The organism is Chryseobacterium oryctis (assembly GCF_025971925.1).
Taxonomy (GTDB): domain Bacteria; phylum Bacteroidota; class Bacteroidia; order Flavobacteriales; family Weeksellaceae; genus Chryseobacterium; species Chryseobacterium oryctis.
Genome location: NZ_JAPDHV010000002.1, coordinates 165,195 through 181,902 on the forward strand (window position 1 = coordinate 165,195; position 16,708 = coordinate 181,902).

General features: G+C 31.9%; 14 protein-coding genes and 1 pseudogene. 13 read left to right on the forward strand and 2 right to left on the reverse strand.

Annotated elements, in window-relative coordinates; genetic code table 11:
* Together OH806_RS04470 and OH806_RS04475 are read right to left on the reverse strand one after the other, a co-directional pair.
* Positions 1 to 861: a complement C1q domain-containing protein gene (locus OH806_RS04470; RefSeq protein ID WP_264742471.1), complete on the reverse strand. Its 861-nt coding sequence runs from the start codon at positions 859 to 861 to the stop codon at positions 1 to 3.
* 363 nt (positions 862 to 1,224) lie between these two features.
* Positions 1,225 to 2,496, reverse strand: coding sequence for a Y-family DNA polymerase (locus tag OH806_RS04475; protein ID WP_264742472.1), 1,272 nt, complete (start codon positions 2,494 to 2,496; stop codon positions 1,225 to 1,227).
* Between the two features lie 184 nt (positions 2,497 to 2,680).
* Here OH806_RS04475 and OH806_RS04480 point away from each other — a divergent pair, with 184 nt between their 5' ends.
* The 13 genes and pseudogenes from OH806_RS04480 to OH806_RS04535 all read left to right on the forward strand — a co-directional run.
* Positions 2,681 to 3,181 carry a M15 family metallopeptidase gene (locus OH806_RS04480; protein ID WP_264742974.1) on the forward strand — a complete coding sequence of 167 codons (501 nt, stop codon included), beginning with the start codon at positions 2,681 to 2,683 and terminating at the stop codon, positions 3,179 to 3,181.
* A gap of 189 nt (positions 3,182 to 3,370) precedes the next feature.
* Positions 3,371 to 4,408, forward strand: coding sequence for a patatin-like phospholipase family protein (locus tag OH806_RS04485; RefSeq protein ID WP_264742473.1), 1,038 nt, complete (start codon positions 3,371 to 3,373; stop codon positions 4,406 to 4,408).
* A gap of 230 nt (positions 4,409 to 4,638) precedes the next feature.
* Positions 4,639 to 4,809 (forward strand): hypothetical protein, encoded by a 171-nt coding sequence (locus OH806_RS04490; RefSeq protein WP_264742474.1) that lies wholly within the window; start codon positions 4,639 to 4,641, stop codon positions 4,807 to 4,809.
* 296 nt (positions 4,810 to 5,105) lie between these two features.
* A complete protein-coding gene (locus OH806_RS04495; RefSeq protein WP_264742475.1) occupies positions 5,106 to 5,735 on the forward strand; it encodes a leucine-rich repeat domain-containing protein in 630 nt (209 codons plus the stop codon).
* An 8-nt stretch (positions 5,736 to 5,743) separates the two neighbouring features.
* Positions 5,744 to 7,918: a hypothetical protein gene (locus tag OH806_RS04500; RefSeq protein ID WP_264742476.1), complete on the forward strand. Its 2,175-nt coding sequence runs from the start codon at positions 5,744 to 5,746 to the stop codon at positions 7,916 to 7,918.
* A gap of 22 nt (positions 7,919 to 7,940) precedes the next feature.
* Positions 7,941 to 11,729, forward strand: coding sequence for a hypothetical protein (locus OH806_RS04505; RefSeq protein ID WP_264742477.1), 3,789 nt, complete (start codon positions 7,941 to 7,943; stop codon positions 11,727 to 11,729).
* 67 nt (positions 11,730 to 11,796) lie between these two features.
* A complete protein-coding gene (locus OH806_RS04510; protein ID WP_264742478.1) occupies positions 11,797 to 12,939 on the forward strand; it encodes a hypothetical protein in 1,143 nt (380 codons plus the stop codon).
* 10 nt (positions 12,940 to 12,949) lie between these two features.
* Positions 12,950 to 13,558, forward strand: a complete 609-nt coding sequence (locus OH806_RS04515) for an XAC2610-related protein (protein WP_264742479.1) — start codon at positions 12,950 to 12,952, stop codon at positions 13,556 to 13,558.
* 108 nt (positions 13,559 to 13,666) lie between these two features.
* Positions 13,667 to 13,909 (forward strand): annotated as a pseudogene (locus OH806_RS16595) (N-acetylmuramidase domain-containing protein); the annotation flags it as partial.
* The gene (locus OH806_RS04520) at positions 13,906 to 14,427 is read left to right on the forward strand and encodes a hypothetical protein (protein WP_264742480.1); all 522 of its coding nucleotides are present in this window, start codon (positions 13,906 to 13,908) and stop codon (positions 14,425 to 14,427) included. The pseudogene OH806_RS16595 and the gene OH806_RS04520, both read left to right, overlap by 4 nt.
* Before the next feature lie 434 nt (positions 14,428 to 14,861).
* The gene (locus tag OH806_RS04525) at positions 14,862 to 15,485 is read left to right on the forward strand and encodes a hypothetical protein (protein WP_264742481.1); all 624 of its coding nucleotides are present in this window, start codon (positions 14,862 to 14,864) and stop codon (positions 15,483 to 15,485) included.
* 151 nt (positions 15,486 to 15,636) lie between these two features.
* Complete coding sequence (locus OH806_RS04530; RefSeq protein ID WP_264742482.1) at positions 15,637 to 15,828, forward strand: hypothetical protein; 192 nt, start codon at positions 15,637 to 15,639, stop codon at positions 15,826 to 15,828.
* On the forward strand, positions 15,815 to 16,708 hold an 894-nt coding region (locus OH806_RS04535; protein ID WP_264742483.1), incomplete at its 3' end, for a DUF2931 family protein. The genes OH806_RS04530 and OH806_RS04535, both read left to right, overlap by 14 nt.

Below are 16,708 nucleotides of genomic sequence, written 5' to 3' on the forward strand. Positions count from 1 at the left end.
TTAATGTTCTATAATAGTAAGGTTATTAAAACCAGCATCTGGATTTGTCCAATCTGAATTATTTCTTAATGATCTTGCACCAGCCCCTGTAATATTTTGACGCAACTGTGGCCTAACGGTTTGATTTGCTGTCAATCTCACTGTAATGGTTGATGAACCTCCTACCTGAGCTGCCTCATTACCACGAGCGAAAGTCTTAAATGAACGGGCTAATATAGAATTGGCACTCGGGCTATAGAATTGGCTTGTAACTTCGGAAGAATTCGCCACCGTTCCTGAAACGAAATTGTACGTCAATAAAAAGGTATACACCCCATCTCTTGGTGCTGTAAAAATTCCTGTAGCAGGATCAAAACTACTAGACAAATCTCTTACTTCATCCCATCCGGTTATATTTACGTCTGTATTATATGCCACTGAAAAAGCAGCCGTCATTCTAGCAACAACTACAGCTTTTGTAGGCAATACCAATGCCGCTTCCCAAACATTTCCATCCGAAACTTGAATTCTTGATGTTGTAGCTTCATATCGAACTGCTCCTGCTCCTGCTGTCGCTGCCGTCATTGTCGTATTTCCTAAACCTATTGCATTTTGTGTACCTGATGATCTTAAATCCAGTTTTACAATTGGATTCAATACACCCACTCCTACAAACCCTGCATTTGTAACAACTAAATCATTTGAAGATTGGCTCGCATTTGGAGCACCAGTACTGGGATTATCTTTTCCCCCATCAATATGAAGTTTGGCTAAAGGATTTCCTGTATTAATCCCAATTTGCGCATAAGCACTACTGCCAAAGGAAAGGAATAGCAAAATAATTAACCTGCTTTTAGTAATAAAAACATTGATTTTTTCCATAACATTTTTGTTTTTTAGAATACGAAATTCTGTGGCAAAGATAAAACCAAAGATTTGTTTTAAATTATGTTAAATGAACAAGAAACTGAATAAAACATATTAAAGCACTGAATATCAATAGAATAAACCAAATTCATTAGATACCAAAATTCGGTATTTTGGTAAATTATGTAAAATAATTCTACTATTTTGTATGTGAATTATATTTTAAAAGACAAAATTGTTTATCTCACTTACTTACCAAAATGTTAAAGTGGACTTAGAAAGCATATCATCTTTTCACTTATAACATTCAATTAAAAATCATCAATAATTTAGTATAAAAACCGAGATGAATTTTGTAAATAAAATATAGTCAATTATTTAATGAAACCTAAAATTAGCTTCAGGAAGCGTATTATTTTTTAAAAATGCTTCATATTCCGGAGATAACTTTGAACGCCCAAATGTGTTTTTTCCGCTCATACTTCCTAAACGAACTTTGTCTTTTCCGAACTTTTTATTCATTGCATCCATTGCTTTCATTACAGGCAGGTGTTGGTTTTGAGTATCTTCCTCAAAAAGATTAATAAGTCTTGCGTTTTCAGGAACAAAGTCATTTACAATAACTCCAGCTCTTTTATAATGGAAGCCCTCTTTATAAATAGCCTCAAATAATTCATTAACAACTCTTCCAATCAAAATAGAAGAATTGGTAGGGTTAGGAAGAATTTTGGTAAGCGAATTTCTATATTCCGGTAAATCTTTTCTAAAACGGTTCGTTTGAACGAAAACAGTTACCATTTTGCAACAGGTATTTTGCTTTCGCAATCTTTCGGAGCAATACATCCCAAAAGTTTCTACACGCTCACGAACATCTTCTTTATTCGTTAGCATTTCCATAAAACTTCGGGTAACCGCAATTGATTTTTTAGGAGAAGGAGAATCTAATTCTAATTGACGAATACCTTTCAACTCGTTAATCATTCTCACTCCATGAATTCCCATAATTTTGCGAATCCATATTTCAGGTTTTTGAAGCAAATCCCAGGCTTTATACACTCCACTATCCTTCATTTTTATGGCAAGTCGTCTTCCAATCCCCCAAACATCTTCGATATTAAGCCACTTTAAAGCCTTTTCGATTTTTTCAGGGGTATCTAAAATATACACTCCTTCAAAATCTTTCGGAAACTCTTTTACGATTCTGTTAGCAACTTTACATAGTGTTTTGGTTGGTGCAATACCTATACTTACCGGAATATTTGCTTCTACCCAAATCTTTTCCTTAATCACAAGACAATAGTCATAAAGATTAATGTATTTAAAACCAGTTAAGTCCAGAAATAATTCATCTATACTATATACTTCAGAATCTACTACAAACGATTTTGCAATGTTAATGACCTGCTGACTTTTAGCATTATACAGTTCAAATTTTGCAGAAAAACATTGCACATCATGTTTTTTGAAAAGCTCTTTATACTTAAAGGCCGGAACTGCCATCGGAATTCCCAATTCTTTAGCTTCTCTGCTTCTGGAAACAACACATCCATCATTATTCGAGAGAACAACAACGGGTTTGTTTTCCAATGAAGAATCAAGTGTTCTCTCACACGAAACAAAAAAATTATTACAATCTACTAAAGCGTACATGAGTAAACGAAGGAAGTTTTCAGGTGTAAAATTATTACTTTTTAAAATAAAAACAGAATTTTATTTTAAACTTTAACATAAACACAAATTATTGATTTACAGATAATTAAATTTATTTTAATACGTCAATTTTTGTCGCCTCCAAGATATAGCTTTGTCTTTCAAAATGATAAAATTTTTAATTATGGATAAAGTTACTTTACAAAGAATTGAACTGCTTCATCCCATCGTAAGAGATGAAGTAAAACAGATTATTAAAGAATGTGACAAGGCACTTACAGGAAGAGCAAAAGTGAGGATTACTCAAGGATTAAGAAGTTTTGAAGAACAGGAAAAACTATACGCTATCGGAAGAATCACATCAGGAAAAAAAGTCACTAATGCAAAAGCAGGACAAAGTATTCACAATTATGGTTTAGCAGTTGACATTTGTTTAATAATTGACGGAAAAACAGCAAGTTGGGACAACATTAAAGATTGGGACAACGATAAAGTAGCCGATTGGTACGAATGTGTGAAAATTTTCGCAAAATATGGTTGGGATTGGGGCGGAAACTGGAAAACATTCAAAGACCTTCCTCACTTTGAGAAAAAGAATCTCCCAACCAAAAAAGGAATAATAAAAACGAGTTGGAGAACCCTAATAAAAATACCAAGAGACAAGAATGGGTATGTGATGTTATAATTCTCGTCATTTAGAATTTATTTTTTAACACGTCAAGTTTTGTCGCCTTCCAATCATACCTTTGCTTTATAAGAAAAACACCAAAAAGCAATTCATATAAGCTAAAACCAATAGCTTTTTTTCGGAAATCTATTGGTTTTACTTGTCTAAAGCTGTGAAGTGTATTCTAAAAAATAAAGTGAAAATCACATGAAAAAGACAACCATTCTCTCTTTAGACGGAGGCGGAATAAGAGGTATTATTACCTGCATTATTCTACGCTACATAGAAGAGCAATTACAAATTCATGACAATCCCAACGCAAAACTTGGTGATTATTTTGATTTGGTTGCCGGAAGCAGTACAGGCGCATTGATTGCATCAATTATTTTGTGTCCTGATGAACACAGAAAAGCAAAACATTCAATCCAGAAAGGCTTAGAGCTCTATGCTGAAAAAGGCGGTGATATATTTCAGGTTTCTTTTTGGGAGAAATTACTCAATCCTTTCGGGTTATTTAATGAAAAAATATCACAGGAAGCACTGGAGAAAAACCTGAATGATTTTTTTGGAAATTTAGAATTAAAAGAACTTATAAAACCATGTCTAATAACAAGTTATGATATAGAAAACAGAAGAGCAAAATTATTCAATTCCTGGAAAGCAAGTTTAAATACAGATAATTTTTATGTAAAAGATGTTTGTAGAGCAACCTCAGCTGCTCCTACGTATTTTAAACCGGTTCAGATAAAATCAATGTACGGACAGATTTTCAGTCTTATCGATGGCGGAATGTTCGCCAACAACCCTGCGCTTTGTGCTTATGCAGAAGCTCGGAAAATTCCTTTTGCTGAAATATTTAAGAATCATCAAAAGACAAATTACCCAAGCGTAAAAGATATGATTATCGTTTCTATCGGAACAGGAATAGAATCAAAATTTTATTCTTTCAGAAAACTGGAAAAAGCAGGAAAAATAGGCTGGGTAAATCCTATTATTGATATTTTGATGTCTGCCAATGCCGAAACTGTTGATTATCAACTCACCCAAATGTTCCAAACGTTAGGCTTAAGAAATCAGAAAAACTATTATCGAATAAATCCTTCCTTAAAAAATGCTTCTCCTGCAATGGACAACGTAAAACGATCCAACATTGAAAATCTAATTCAAGCCGGGTTAAGTTATATTGATGATAATAGAGAAACATTAAACCAAATCGTTCAGAAGCTCATCAAAAACAAAATATAAGCTATTTAGCTTATAAATAATGAATATAATCTTTCTGACTTATATTAAATTATTTGAAAAAACTTTTTTTGACACGTCAAGTTTTGTCGCCTTTCAGTTATACTTTTGAAGTATAAATAAAAACACAAAAAACAATCATTAAACTAAAACACTTCTTGAAATTCAGCATTTACCTATGTTGAACCCTCAAAAATATGCTCAAAACTTCAACCTTCTTTAAAACGCAAAACATGGAAATACCCAATCATAATACAGATATAATCTTTGATGAAGACCTCTACACCATTGAATGGAGTGACATCGAAAATGCAGAGATAGATTACGAAAACTACCTCAATGATATTGAAAACTTCTTCCTTGAAGATTTCGAAAATGATGCTATTGAAGAAACAATTTATTAATTGAAAAAAAAATTAAACACGTCAAGTTCTGTCGCTGTCCCTCATTACCTTTACTGCATAGATAAAGCACAAAAAAACAATCATTTTAACCTTTAAACAAGCCTTTGAATTCACCATTCACAAAATGTTGGACAGCACAAATTATGTCTAAAAATCAAACATTAAAATGAAACAGAAAATTTAACCGCAAAAAGTGGAAAAATAGTCAAAACCACTAAAAAAATGGCTTAAACATGAAGATAATCTACTAAAAAGAGTCTTCAGAGTTCAATTATTAATTAATCAAAACAAAATTTATGAAAACAAAAGAAGAATTAAGGCTTTATTTCGAAAACGGAGATAAGCCTACACAAGAGCATTTTTGGCAATGGCAAGACTCCTATTGGCATAAGGATGAGAAAATTTCTCCAGAGTCGATTGAATCGATTGAAAAGATTGTTCCTTTTTTTATTAATGAAAATTTACTAGGTTCTACTATTCATCTTACAATTCCTAAAGAAACAAAAAAAATTGTAGCGTCAGCTTATGCTTATACAGGAATGTCCTATCAAATTACAAAGGTAACTTTTAATGAAGGTTTAGAAATAATTGGGTCTCATTCTTTTAACAGTCAAAATATTAAGAGTATTAAAACTCCATCAACTTTAAAAATTATCGAAGTTGGTGCTTTTACTAATCAAGGAAACATTATTAATGGAAGTGATTCAATAGAAGAAATAGTATTAAATGAAGGTTTAGTGATAATTGAGGATTATGCTTTTAGCTCTTCCAGAGCTACAGTTAAAAACCTATATATTCCCAGCTCAGTTGAGTCTGTTGGACAAAACGCATTCGCAATTCCTTCCCTCAAAACCGTGTCTGCTCCTACAGGATTAGATTTAAGTAAAGCAGGTATTCCCGAAACAGCAATAATCACTTATAGATAAATATTAAAATGAAAACAAAAGAAGAATTAAAGCTTTATTTCGAAAATGGAGATAAGCCTACACAAGAGCATTTTTGGCAATGGCAAGATTCTTATTGGCATAAGAATGAGAAGATTCCGTCAAATAAATTAGATTACGATTTCTCCCAAAAAGCAGATGCAAATGCATCCAATATAAACCCGCAAAATGCTCAGCTTTGGAAAGAAAAAATTGAAACTCAAACCTCAATTCAGAACCCACAACTGAATGGAAATATTTTAACAATATTTTATACAGGAGAAAATGGGGTTCAACAAAGCCAAAATGTTGACCTAAGTGGATTAGCAACTAACAATATAAGCATCCAGAATGCTGAATATGATGCTTCTCAAAACATCATTACTATTACTCAGAGTGACGGATCTTCATTTGCAGTCAATCTTTCCGAATTTAGTATTGTTCCGGCTACAGATGTTGATGGAAGCGTTTCTTTAGTTCAGGAAGGTGTCGAAAAAGTAAAAATACACAAAGTGGGTATTTCAGGCAGCTATAATGATCTTTCCGATAAGCCAACTTTTAGTGGGAATGATAATTTACAAAATGTTATTGACAGGGGTAACGGAACAACTAAGCCTATTATTTTCCAACCTGGCCAAGGCAGAGCAGGCGAAATAAATTTCAGCCCCACTACTTATTCTTTCTGGTTTGGAAATATGAATACGGATCATACCGGAGCTTATGGACTAGGAATTGGTTATAATACATTATCAAAATTAACCACAGGATCAAATAACATAGCCCTTGGTTCTTACGCTTTAAATGAAGCCACCACAGGAAGATGGAATACCGCAACCGGTGTTTCAAGCGGAGCTAAACTTACAACGGGTAATTTCAATGCTTTTTTCGGAACACAAGCAGGAAACGAAACAACAACAGGAAACGGAAATACATATATCGGAGATGAAGCAGGGAACAAAAATATTACCGGAACCAATAACACGGCTCTTGGTCTTGGTGCTGCTTATTCCTTAACTAATGGAACTCAAAATACTTTCTTAGGTGCTTTTGCAGGAAATATTCATGGTAAAGCAACAGGATCTGGTGCATGGGGTTACAATACTTTTATTGGATATAATGCAGCCTCTACGACTCATGCTATGGGAGTTTGGGGTGACAACAATGTCGTTATCGGTTGTAATGCCCCGTTAGGTGGTTCAACATTCAACAAGTTGGTTATTGAGTCCAATCCGGTAGCAAGACGTCATGATTTAGTAACGCCTTTAATTGGTGGAGACTTTGCTGCAAGAACATTAGATTTTGATGCTGTAGTTTCCGCAAAAAGAACACCTTTAGCGGACAACACTTATACAAAAGTAGCGGTTCTAAATGCCAACAATGTATTCGGATATAAAAATCTTTCCGACTTTTCTGATTTCATTTCATTAACAGGAACTGGGATGGGAGCTCCTGTGACAGGTAATATCCAGTTTACAAATGAAGATCCAGAAGAGAGAATCATTTACAGAACTAATGAACTTGATGGTGTAAAAAGTGCACTTGGTTTATTTCCTGAGTCCGTAATGATGTTTTCAGGCAATTTAGATGGAACAAATACCTCCAGTGTAGATGTAAGTAAAGAAAATGGTGTTTTCGCCTATGGACATAGCTCACATTTGATGCTGAGTGATGTAGGTGCTGCTTTAAGACAGACAAATGGTGGAGCTGTAAAAGGAATTTTTGCAAGTCCGAACATAGATGAACCTGTGCTTATAGAGCATGAAACAACAAATGCCAGAGGATTAAGTTCTAAAACTTATTTCGGAGATAACGCCCAGGAAAATGATTACATCCAAAAACAGTATGCAGACAAACAACATTCTTATACTATAGCAGAAGAATTAACTGGCGGAAAGTGGATCAATGGCAAGCCTGTCTACAAAAAAACCCTGTTTTTAGACCAGATTCCGAGAACCGGAGAAATTGATCTCAGATCCGAATTCCCAGACCTTGAAACTATTATTTCCAATGAAATGTTCACAGAATGGTATGCTCTGGATACTGCATTTGCTGGTAACCAATGGCGAACAAAGATCTACATCACTGTAGAAAGAGAAAAGGCTACCATTGAGTTATTAGGCGAACCGGATTACGATTATTCTATCATTAACTCATTTACTCTGACTCTTGAATACACAAAAAAATAAATCATTAAAACAAAATATTAAGATGGCAACAAACAATACACCCCCAAAGACCGCTTTTACTGTAGGAAGCTCTTTAGTAGGAGAAGGTATTATTAACTATAAAGAAACAAATAACATGACACCAACAAATAATGCTTCACAAACTCTTTTTAGATTTGTAAGCTTAAGAAACCCTCAATTAACAGAAACCAAAAAGAAAAACCTTGGTTTTATTCATAAAGATGCAGAATTACCAAGTGCTTTTGATGCTCAGGTTAACCCTAATGATACTGCTTTAGTAAAATTTCAAGCGCTTGAACGTGCAACAAAAAATTTTGATAATACAGGTTATCAAAACGAATTACAGATAGAAGAAGGTTTTTTATCTGAACTGTTAGAAATCGGAAGGAAAATTTCTAAAAAAGAAGTAATTTCCTCGGCTGATGAAGATACAGCAAAGAGCTTGTATAATAGCAGCAGTATTCAAGCAAAAATTGGAGAAGTTTGGGACAATCTCATTTACCAAACAGTTACTCAAAGTAATTTTTATGTAAAAGAAGCTTTGGTTCATATTTTAAAAGCTCTTCATTTTGGATATGTTTGCGATCTACCTGTAACAGAAGAATTAACTAAAATCAATGGTGATGATTTAAAGGCAAAAGCTATGGAAGCCAGAGTTGTATTACCAATGAAATTTTTCGGCGATGGATATGAAGGAGAAAGCCCAACTAACAACACCTCTGGAAATCCTTTTCAGGTAAATGTTTCTAAAATTGGAGAAGGAGTTATCAACGGAACACAACTTCCTGCCTCTATTCAGCAGCAATTAAAAGTTGAAGGCGAGAAAATATCAGAACTTTCAAGTCTTACCCTGAAAAAAGAAGCATTTGATTTACTTATTTCTGAATTAGAAAAAATTCAAAAATCATATTATAAGCTTAAAACAAAGGCTTATGACCTAGCATACAAAGCATATTCAGAAGAATATCAACCTTTGATTGATGAATACAATAGGAAATTGGAGGAAATAGAATCTCGAATTACCGAGGAAACTACTGAAGACGAAATTAGGGAAATGTATGCAGAATTAGGAGAAATTAATGTCCCTCAATTTTCATTTAGCTATAGAGATGAGCTTAATTTTGAAGACTTCAAAAATAAGTTATCTTTAGATTCTTTAAAATTATTTGTGGAAATTTTCACAGATGCAAATGACAAAGAATTAGATTTCTCAACCACCACAGTTGTTTCAGATAGAGAATTAAATATTGGAGGTGTGAAAGTGGCAATTGAAGAGGAGTACGACACCTATTCTGAAGTTTTTGAAAAATTATTAGAAGAAACTTCTTCTAATACACAATTATTATTACAAAAAACCTCACTTAACGAAAAAGTGTATGCAAATTTAGGAGGTGTTTTAATCCCTGTAAATGAAACTACAAGCTACACATTAAACACTATTTCAAGATCATATTATTTGCAGGCAAATCAAAATACAGAATTATCAAAAATCACCCCATTTATCACCTTCTATTACCAAGCGGAAAGTAACGCATGGGGTACTGCATCCGCAAAAATTTCAGCTATTACAGACTTTGACAGCTATGAAGAAACTTACTCCAATATTAATGTTAATGATAACAAGGTAAGTTTCCCGTCAATCTTATTTAATAAATTTGAAAAAGCCATCAGAGTCTTAAAAATACAGATATTTTTCAACAATGGCGAAGAAGCTAATTTAGAAATTTCCGGAATGGAAATGAATCAGCCTTATACAGGTATCCTTTATACAGAAAGAATTAAAGGAGAAACTGGAAATCCAGATGAAGGCACTGAGAATCCAAAACCCGGAACTTTTATCCCAAAACATTTTGGTGTTAAAAGATTGGGAATTGCCGACTATTTAAAAGTTGAACAAAGTGTTCATGCTTATGTTCCCGGAGAGGTATCAAATATTGAAAATGTAATGGCAAGTGAATTACGCCACAAATCTTCAGTTGCAAGAGACTACTCCGAAATCACCGATACAACTTCTGAATCTATCGAAACAGAGAAAATTTCGGATACAACAAAAGCAGAAAGAAATGAAATGCAGACTGAAGTTCTGAAAGAGCTAGAAAAGCAACAAAGTATTACTGCAAATACAAATTTCAGCTATAATACGGGAGTTTACAAATTTGATATTGGAGCTGGCTATGCTAATAATACAGCACAACACGATAGTAATAGACAGGCTGTAGCCAAATCGCAGGAAATTACAGAAAGAGCGATGGAGCGTGTTCTTACTAAAATCAATAAAGAACGTGTTCAAAAAATTATTAAAGAGTACACAGAGACTAACGTTCATGAATTTGACAATAGAGGAAAAGCAGGAGACACAAATGCTCCTCAACATATTACAGGAGTCTATAGATGGGTAGATAAAAAAATGAAAAATCAGATCTACAACTATGGAAAACGTACCATGTTTGAATTTATGATTCCTGAACCTGCCAAATTACATCGTTTATCTGCTTTCGTAAATAAAGAGACATTTGTAGAGCCAGTAGACCCGAGAAAAGCACCAAGACCTAATACAATGACAGACCCAAAATCGGCAACAAAAGAATTGCTGGAATATTGGGCAAATATTTATGGTGTAAGCTTAGAAACTCTCTTACCTAATTCTAAACAACTTGTACATAGTGCTACAAGTGTTCCTCAAACAGGTGATGACTTTGGAGTAGATTATTCTCATTTTGTAATACCAGACAACTATGCTGCTAAAAATGCGCGTATTAGCTGTAGTTCAACTCGACATAAAGGAGGTGGTTGGGATGGAAAACGTTATTCTTCAGTATTTTGTTCCAATTTAAAAGGAGATATGATTGGTCGTTCTGAATATAGAGACATCAGTTTTGATGATCCTGTGTCTGGTCTAAACATCACAGGTAATGTAGAGTTTAAGGTAAAAGGACATAATGTTAGACAATATAATGTAAAAGCAACTATAAACTGTGAACTAAGTGATGAATACATCAACAAATGGAAAACCGAAAGTTTCAATGCTATTATCAAAGCTTATGAAGCAGCTTATGCAGACTTCTTAGCAAAACAAAAAGAAGCAGAGGAGAAAGCCAAAGAAGAAGAAGCTAAAAACAAGGAAAATCTAAGTGTTTTTCATAGAGATATAGAAAGTGTGATCTTAAAGCACAACTGTATCGCTTATCTCTTACAGGATTATTTGAACACTTTAGGGCAGAATTTTACATCTGGTGATCAAATGAAAAACTTCCAGGTTATTTTAGGAGAAAGGCTTGAAGAGTATACTGCTTTGGCCAAATTTATGGAACAGGCTTTTGAGTGGGAAATTATGGATTATACATTCTATCCATATTATTGGGCACATCGTGATGAGTGGCAAAAAATGTATTTAACCCAAGATTCAGACCCATTATTCAGAAGTTTCTTACAAGCAGGTATGGCAAGAGTAATCGTTACTGTAAAACCAGGATTCGAAGATGCAGTACAATTCTTTATGTGTACAGGAAGAATTTGGAATGGTGGTGAAGTTCCTGTAATTGGAGACCCTATGTATATGTCTATTGTTGATGAGATGAAGCAACCTACAGGAGAGCCTCAAGGTAAGTATTGGATTACCAGAATCCCTACAACTTTAACAATTCTTCAAGCAAAATCTGTAGGATTAGAAGTGGAACAACCTCTACCAATCTTCCCAGAAGATGATCCTGCAAATTGTGAAAATCCCAAAGAGCTAGAGTTTGAATCATCTTTTAGTTTAGATGACATAAGATTAGAAGGAACAGGTGATGATAAAACAACACTTGGATAAAATCAATTATTATGAAATGGTGGTATTTCTGCCGCCATTTCTATTTTCAACAATTAAAATTTACAAAATGAGTTCAATAAAAGCTTTAGGAATTCCAAAAATAAAAGTGTTAAGTTTAGGAGATAACAATTTGAATAAAATTGAAAAAGATTTTGATGATACTATACTTACTGTTTCTTTCAAAGAAGAACCAGATATAGAAGTTGGAAAAAAAAGTTTGATACAATTTCTAATAAGTGGAAATTCAAGATGGGGTAATAATGATTTAACTATTGAGTTAATAAATGAAAATAAGGAATTATCATTTACCACATTAAAATGGTCAAGTGTAGATTATGGATTTACAATGAAAACCAATATTACTTCTAAAAAAGCAGGTAAATTTACGGTTAATTTTAAAGCTAATGATAAATATATCAATAGTTTAACTTTAGAAGCTAAATACAAAACATTAGAAAATCCAAAATTAGTAAAGGATACCAAAGTCAATTATTCTGATGAACAAAAAGCCCAAATGATAGCAACTGTTTATGGAGAGTCTTCACGTGATGAAAATTTATGTGTTAACATTCCTTGGATATACTATAATTTAACAAAAAAACTTGGATTTGAAAAAGGGATGAATCGATCTTCTTTCTATAAAGATCGAAATAAAAATAAGTGGATAACTGAATCATACAAAGCTTGTATGTTCTATTTAGGTAAAGGAAATCAGTTTGCTGATGATAAAATGGCAGATGGTAAAACAAAAGTAAAAGATTTCTGCAAAGACACTAATAAAAACTTTCGTATTTATTACAAACCTTATATAGATCTTATTCGCAATTATTTTGATCAACATATTTTTAATGCTAACGAAATAATGAACCCTTTTTATAATTGGGAAGGACAAGGTTATTGGAAGGATATGAATATTAGAATGTATAATTATTCTATTAAATGGGCAAAAGCTTCTCAATATTTTCATCTTCAAAAAAGAGGATATGTAAAAACTATGTTTGTAAAAGAGATCATTGCTAAAGACCCAGCAAGAAATTATTTAGATGTTACTACCTATTTATGTGATGATGTAAGCATTGAAAAATATTTTAAAGATAATCCAACTCAATTACCTAAATTTGAAGAAGGAAAATGTTCTGCAGGAGGCAATAAGCTGCTTTGTAATATTAATGAAAAAAATGCAATTCCTGGTGTTCACTTTGATAAATAATAATTGAGATATGAAAAAAATTGTGCTTTGTTTAATAATTTTAGCCTTTACATCTTGTAATAAAAAAAAGATGATGCTAGAACAAAACCCTCAAGTCAAAGAATCGAATGAGCATTTAAGCAAAAAAGATACTATTAGTGGGAATGAATATATTTTTTATTTTAAAAAAGAAAAGTCTGTAGATTCTAAAAATACATATTGTAATTTAGATTCTATAATAGTTTTAAAAAATGATAAAAAATATGTGTTAAACTTGCTTAATAAAAAAATTTCAATTGGCGATGGTCTTGTAACAGATGGAGTTTATGATCTTAATGATTATAATTTTGATGGTATAAATGATATTATGCTTTATCCTCATATAAAAAATCCTTCCGTGTATAATAAAAATTATGTTGCTGATTTTTTTATTTTTAATAAAGAAACTCAAAAGTATGAAAACAAAGCAGAGTTAGATACCATCTCCAATTTGGATGTATGTAAAAAAAACAAATACTTAATTTCAGATGATGGAGTTTCTTTAAGAAAATATATTTGGAAAGAAAACTCTCTCAAGTTAATAGAAACAATTAAGCAAACAGAATTAGAAACTGGAAATCTTAAATTTCATTGTGAATAACATTTTCATAATTTTTTAAGTGAAAACTTACAGTAATTAAAACTAACCGCAACCTTAAAAGTTGCGGTTTTTTCAGCGGATGGACGTTTTGATAATGAGGGCTATTATAATCATCAATTTGAGAGGTTAGAAGAAGCTATGAAAATTAATGAAGACATGGCTATAGTGTCAACTTCTTTTGGTATATTTCAAGTTTTAGGAGAGTATTGTACATATTCAAATAAAACACCAAAACAGTTTTTACAAGAAATGTCACGATCCGAGAAATTTCAAATTCAGGCATTTGTTAGTTTTATAAAGGGAGATGATGCAAAAAAAGGGTTGCCGAATACATTAAACAGTAAAATTTGAAAAAAGTTATTGGACTAATTATTTTGTTAGTTTGTTTTTCTTGTAAAGAAAACAAATCTTTATCAAATATAGAATCACAGTCAAAAACTGAATATTTTATATCCGATAATAAAAGTGTTCTTTTAAGTAAGAGAGGGAATAATATTATAGTTTTTTGTAAACCTATAAATATTGGAAAATATGGATGTGTACTATCCTTTGGAGGCGTTTTAAAAGAGAATTCTTTTACAAAAGGATTTTTTCTGGAAAATTCCGTTCATGAAAACATTTTGTTTGACACTATCCGTTCTAATAATGTTAGTTTTAAAGTAGAAGATAATAACTTGATAACATTGTGTAAGATGCCCCAAATTGGATGTGAAGTTATTTTTAATAATTCTATCAATTACAACAAGAATGATACTATAAAATTGCAAAGAATTGATAAAAATATTTTAGGAATAGCTCTTCCAATAAAAGTTGGAAAAATTAAAACAAAACTACAAATGACATTGATGATGTTGAGAGTCCTATTCTAATATTGAAAGATTTGAAAGATAGCTTACAAATAATGTACAGAAAGCAATATAGTGACGATATACAAACTTGGATTAAAGATAAAGAAGGGAGGGTTGCAAAAAAAGACTATAAAATTCTTCTATAATATTAATTTCAAAAAAAGATGATGTTTTTATTAACTGTTTCTACACAAATTAACGGCTAAGTGTCCTAAATGGCTTTGATAGAAAATTATTTACTGATATTTAAAAAAAGTAATGAAATATGATACATACAAAAATAAAAAAGGGTAAGTCTTCAAATGTATTTGGATAAACATGGAAAAGCTAAATTTGAATATTGGAAAACCGAAACAGAAAAAGCTTATCCTGAATTAAAACGTTGAAAAATGAGAGTATTTCCAATTGTCATTTTTATTTTGATTAGCTCAATACTATATTCACAAACAAGAAATTTGTCTGAGTATAGAAGTAAGTATTGTGTAAAAAAATGCAAACAATACAAATATGAACAAGAATATATTAAGCAAGATAATCCTCCTGGTCTTTCAATGCTTGGAGCTTATCCAAAATTGAAAAGAATATTTAATATCCCATTCAAGGATAGAATGAATATTTATCCTTTCAATAAGTATGATTCAATTTATGTTGTAAATCCTGTATATGTAAGAAATGTCAATGAACCTAGAAATTATATTGAAGAAAAATATCATAATACAAAACGCCTTATTTCTAAAATCGAGAAAGATAGACTTTCTGATATTTTATTCAATTATTATTATTTAAATTCTTTTGGTGCAATAACTAGCTTTCATGAAGAAATTGGTTGTGATTGCATTCAATTTGAATACCCAAAAATTATTTTGCTTTTCAAAAGAAATGGCAAATTTGAGAAATATATTGCCTTCCCGGATAATGGATTGAATAGATATAACTTTTCTAATCAAGAATGGAGTAATTTCGATTGGTCAATGGAAAAAGAAAATATGATTTTAAAAATATTTAAGAAAGACATTTTACCTGATGAAAATTGTAAGATGGAAGTTTATACTCCTCCTCCTTCACCGAATAAAATATAGATTTTTAGTCGTAACATAAACCCCGCTCCGCAAAGTATCCACTTTGCGGATTTTCATTTAAAAATTTTACATTTACAATATAATGTTAAGTAATTACATTTACTCAAAGTCATAGACTTTGCGAAGCGGAACATATAAACTCTCTCAAAAAATGTATAATTTTATTATGGGGAAATTTGTACATTTATCTGCAAATTTCAATTCACCTTTAATTGAACCTTTAGACCATTACAATATAGCTTATGCCAATGTTCCATTATTTACCGACGAAAAAGAATTTAAAAATCCTCCATATAAAAGAGATTCATACAGTCCGGATTTGGCTTTGTATGATAAGTCTTAGTCTTGTCTTTTTTTCTTGCAAAAAGCAAGAAAAATACCCTTGGCAACCAGGAATTTCTGCTCCTAAATATTATCCAGTTGCTGGTCATGTTGATTTTGGTATAGCTGGTAATGGAAGCGGTATAGCATTTGACAGCGGATGGGGAGATACGTATGGAGCAGTTGTTTCAGGAGAGCGTTATAAAGATATTCCGAAAGAAGTTTATATTAAATACTTTAGTGTTGTTGATAGATTAGAATATTCAGGAAATATTCCACTCCCACAGGATAGTATAATTAATATTTTTAAAAAATATGACATTAATGACAAAAACTCAGCAGAGTTAGTTGTAGGAATGGCACCTGGCGGGTGGATTCGGGTTTGGTTTCAAACAATTGATAGAAAAATAGATAGATTTATTAGTATAGAAGTTGCAAAAGCTAAACTGAAAGGTAATAAAAATGAAGATGTAGGAATAGGTTTAAAAACCAAAAACTTTGAAACTTGGGGAAATAGATACATCTATTGGCAACAATTTGGAATTCCTTATGAAGCGTGGGCTGAAAATGAGAAAGAATATGACCTTATTTTTGATTTTGAAAAACCAAATAATAGAAAAGTAAATTTTGGCTATATCTCACTAGATGGTACTTTTTACCAAGGGGTGTTAGAAAAAGAACATCAAAAATTACCTTCTGAAATAGCAATGTGCTGGCTTGATGATAAAAACAATGACTATTGTTGCAAAATACTAATGCCTAAAAATTTTAAAAAATATATTGAGCAAAAGAATCTAAAGCAAGTTAATCTTCGATTAGAGATAGAAAAAGACCATGAACATGCTACATTATATTTGGTAAATGACAATAAGAAAGAAAAAATTGTACGATTTAAGAGTAGC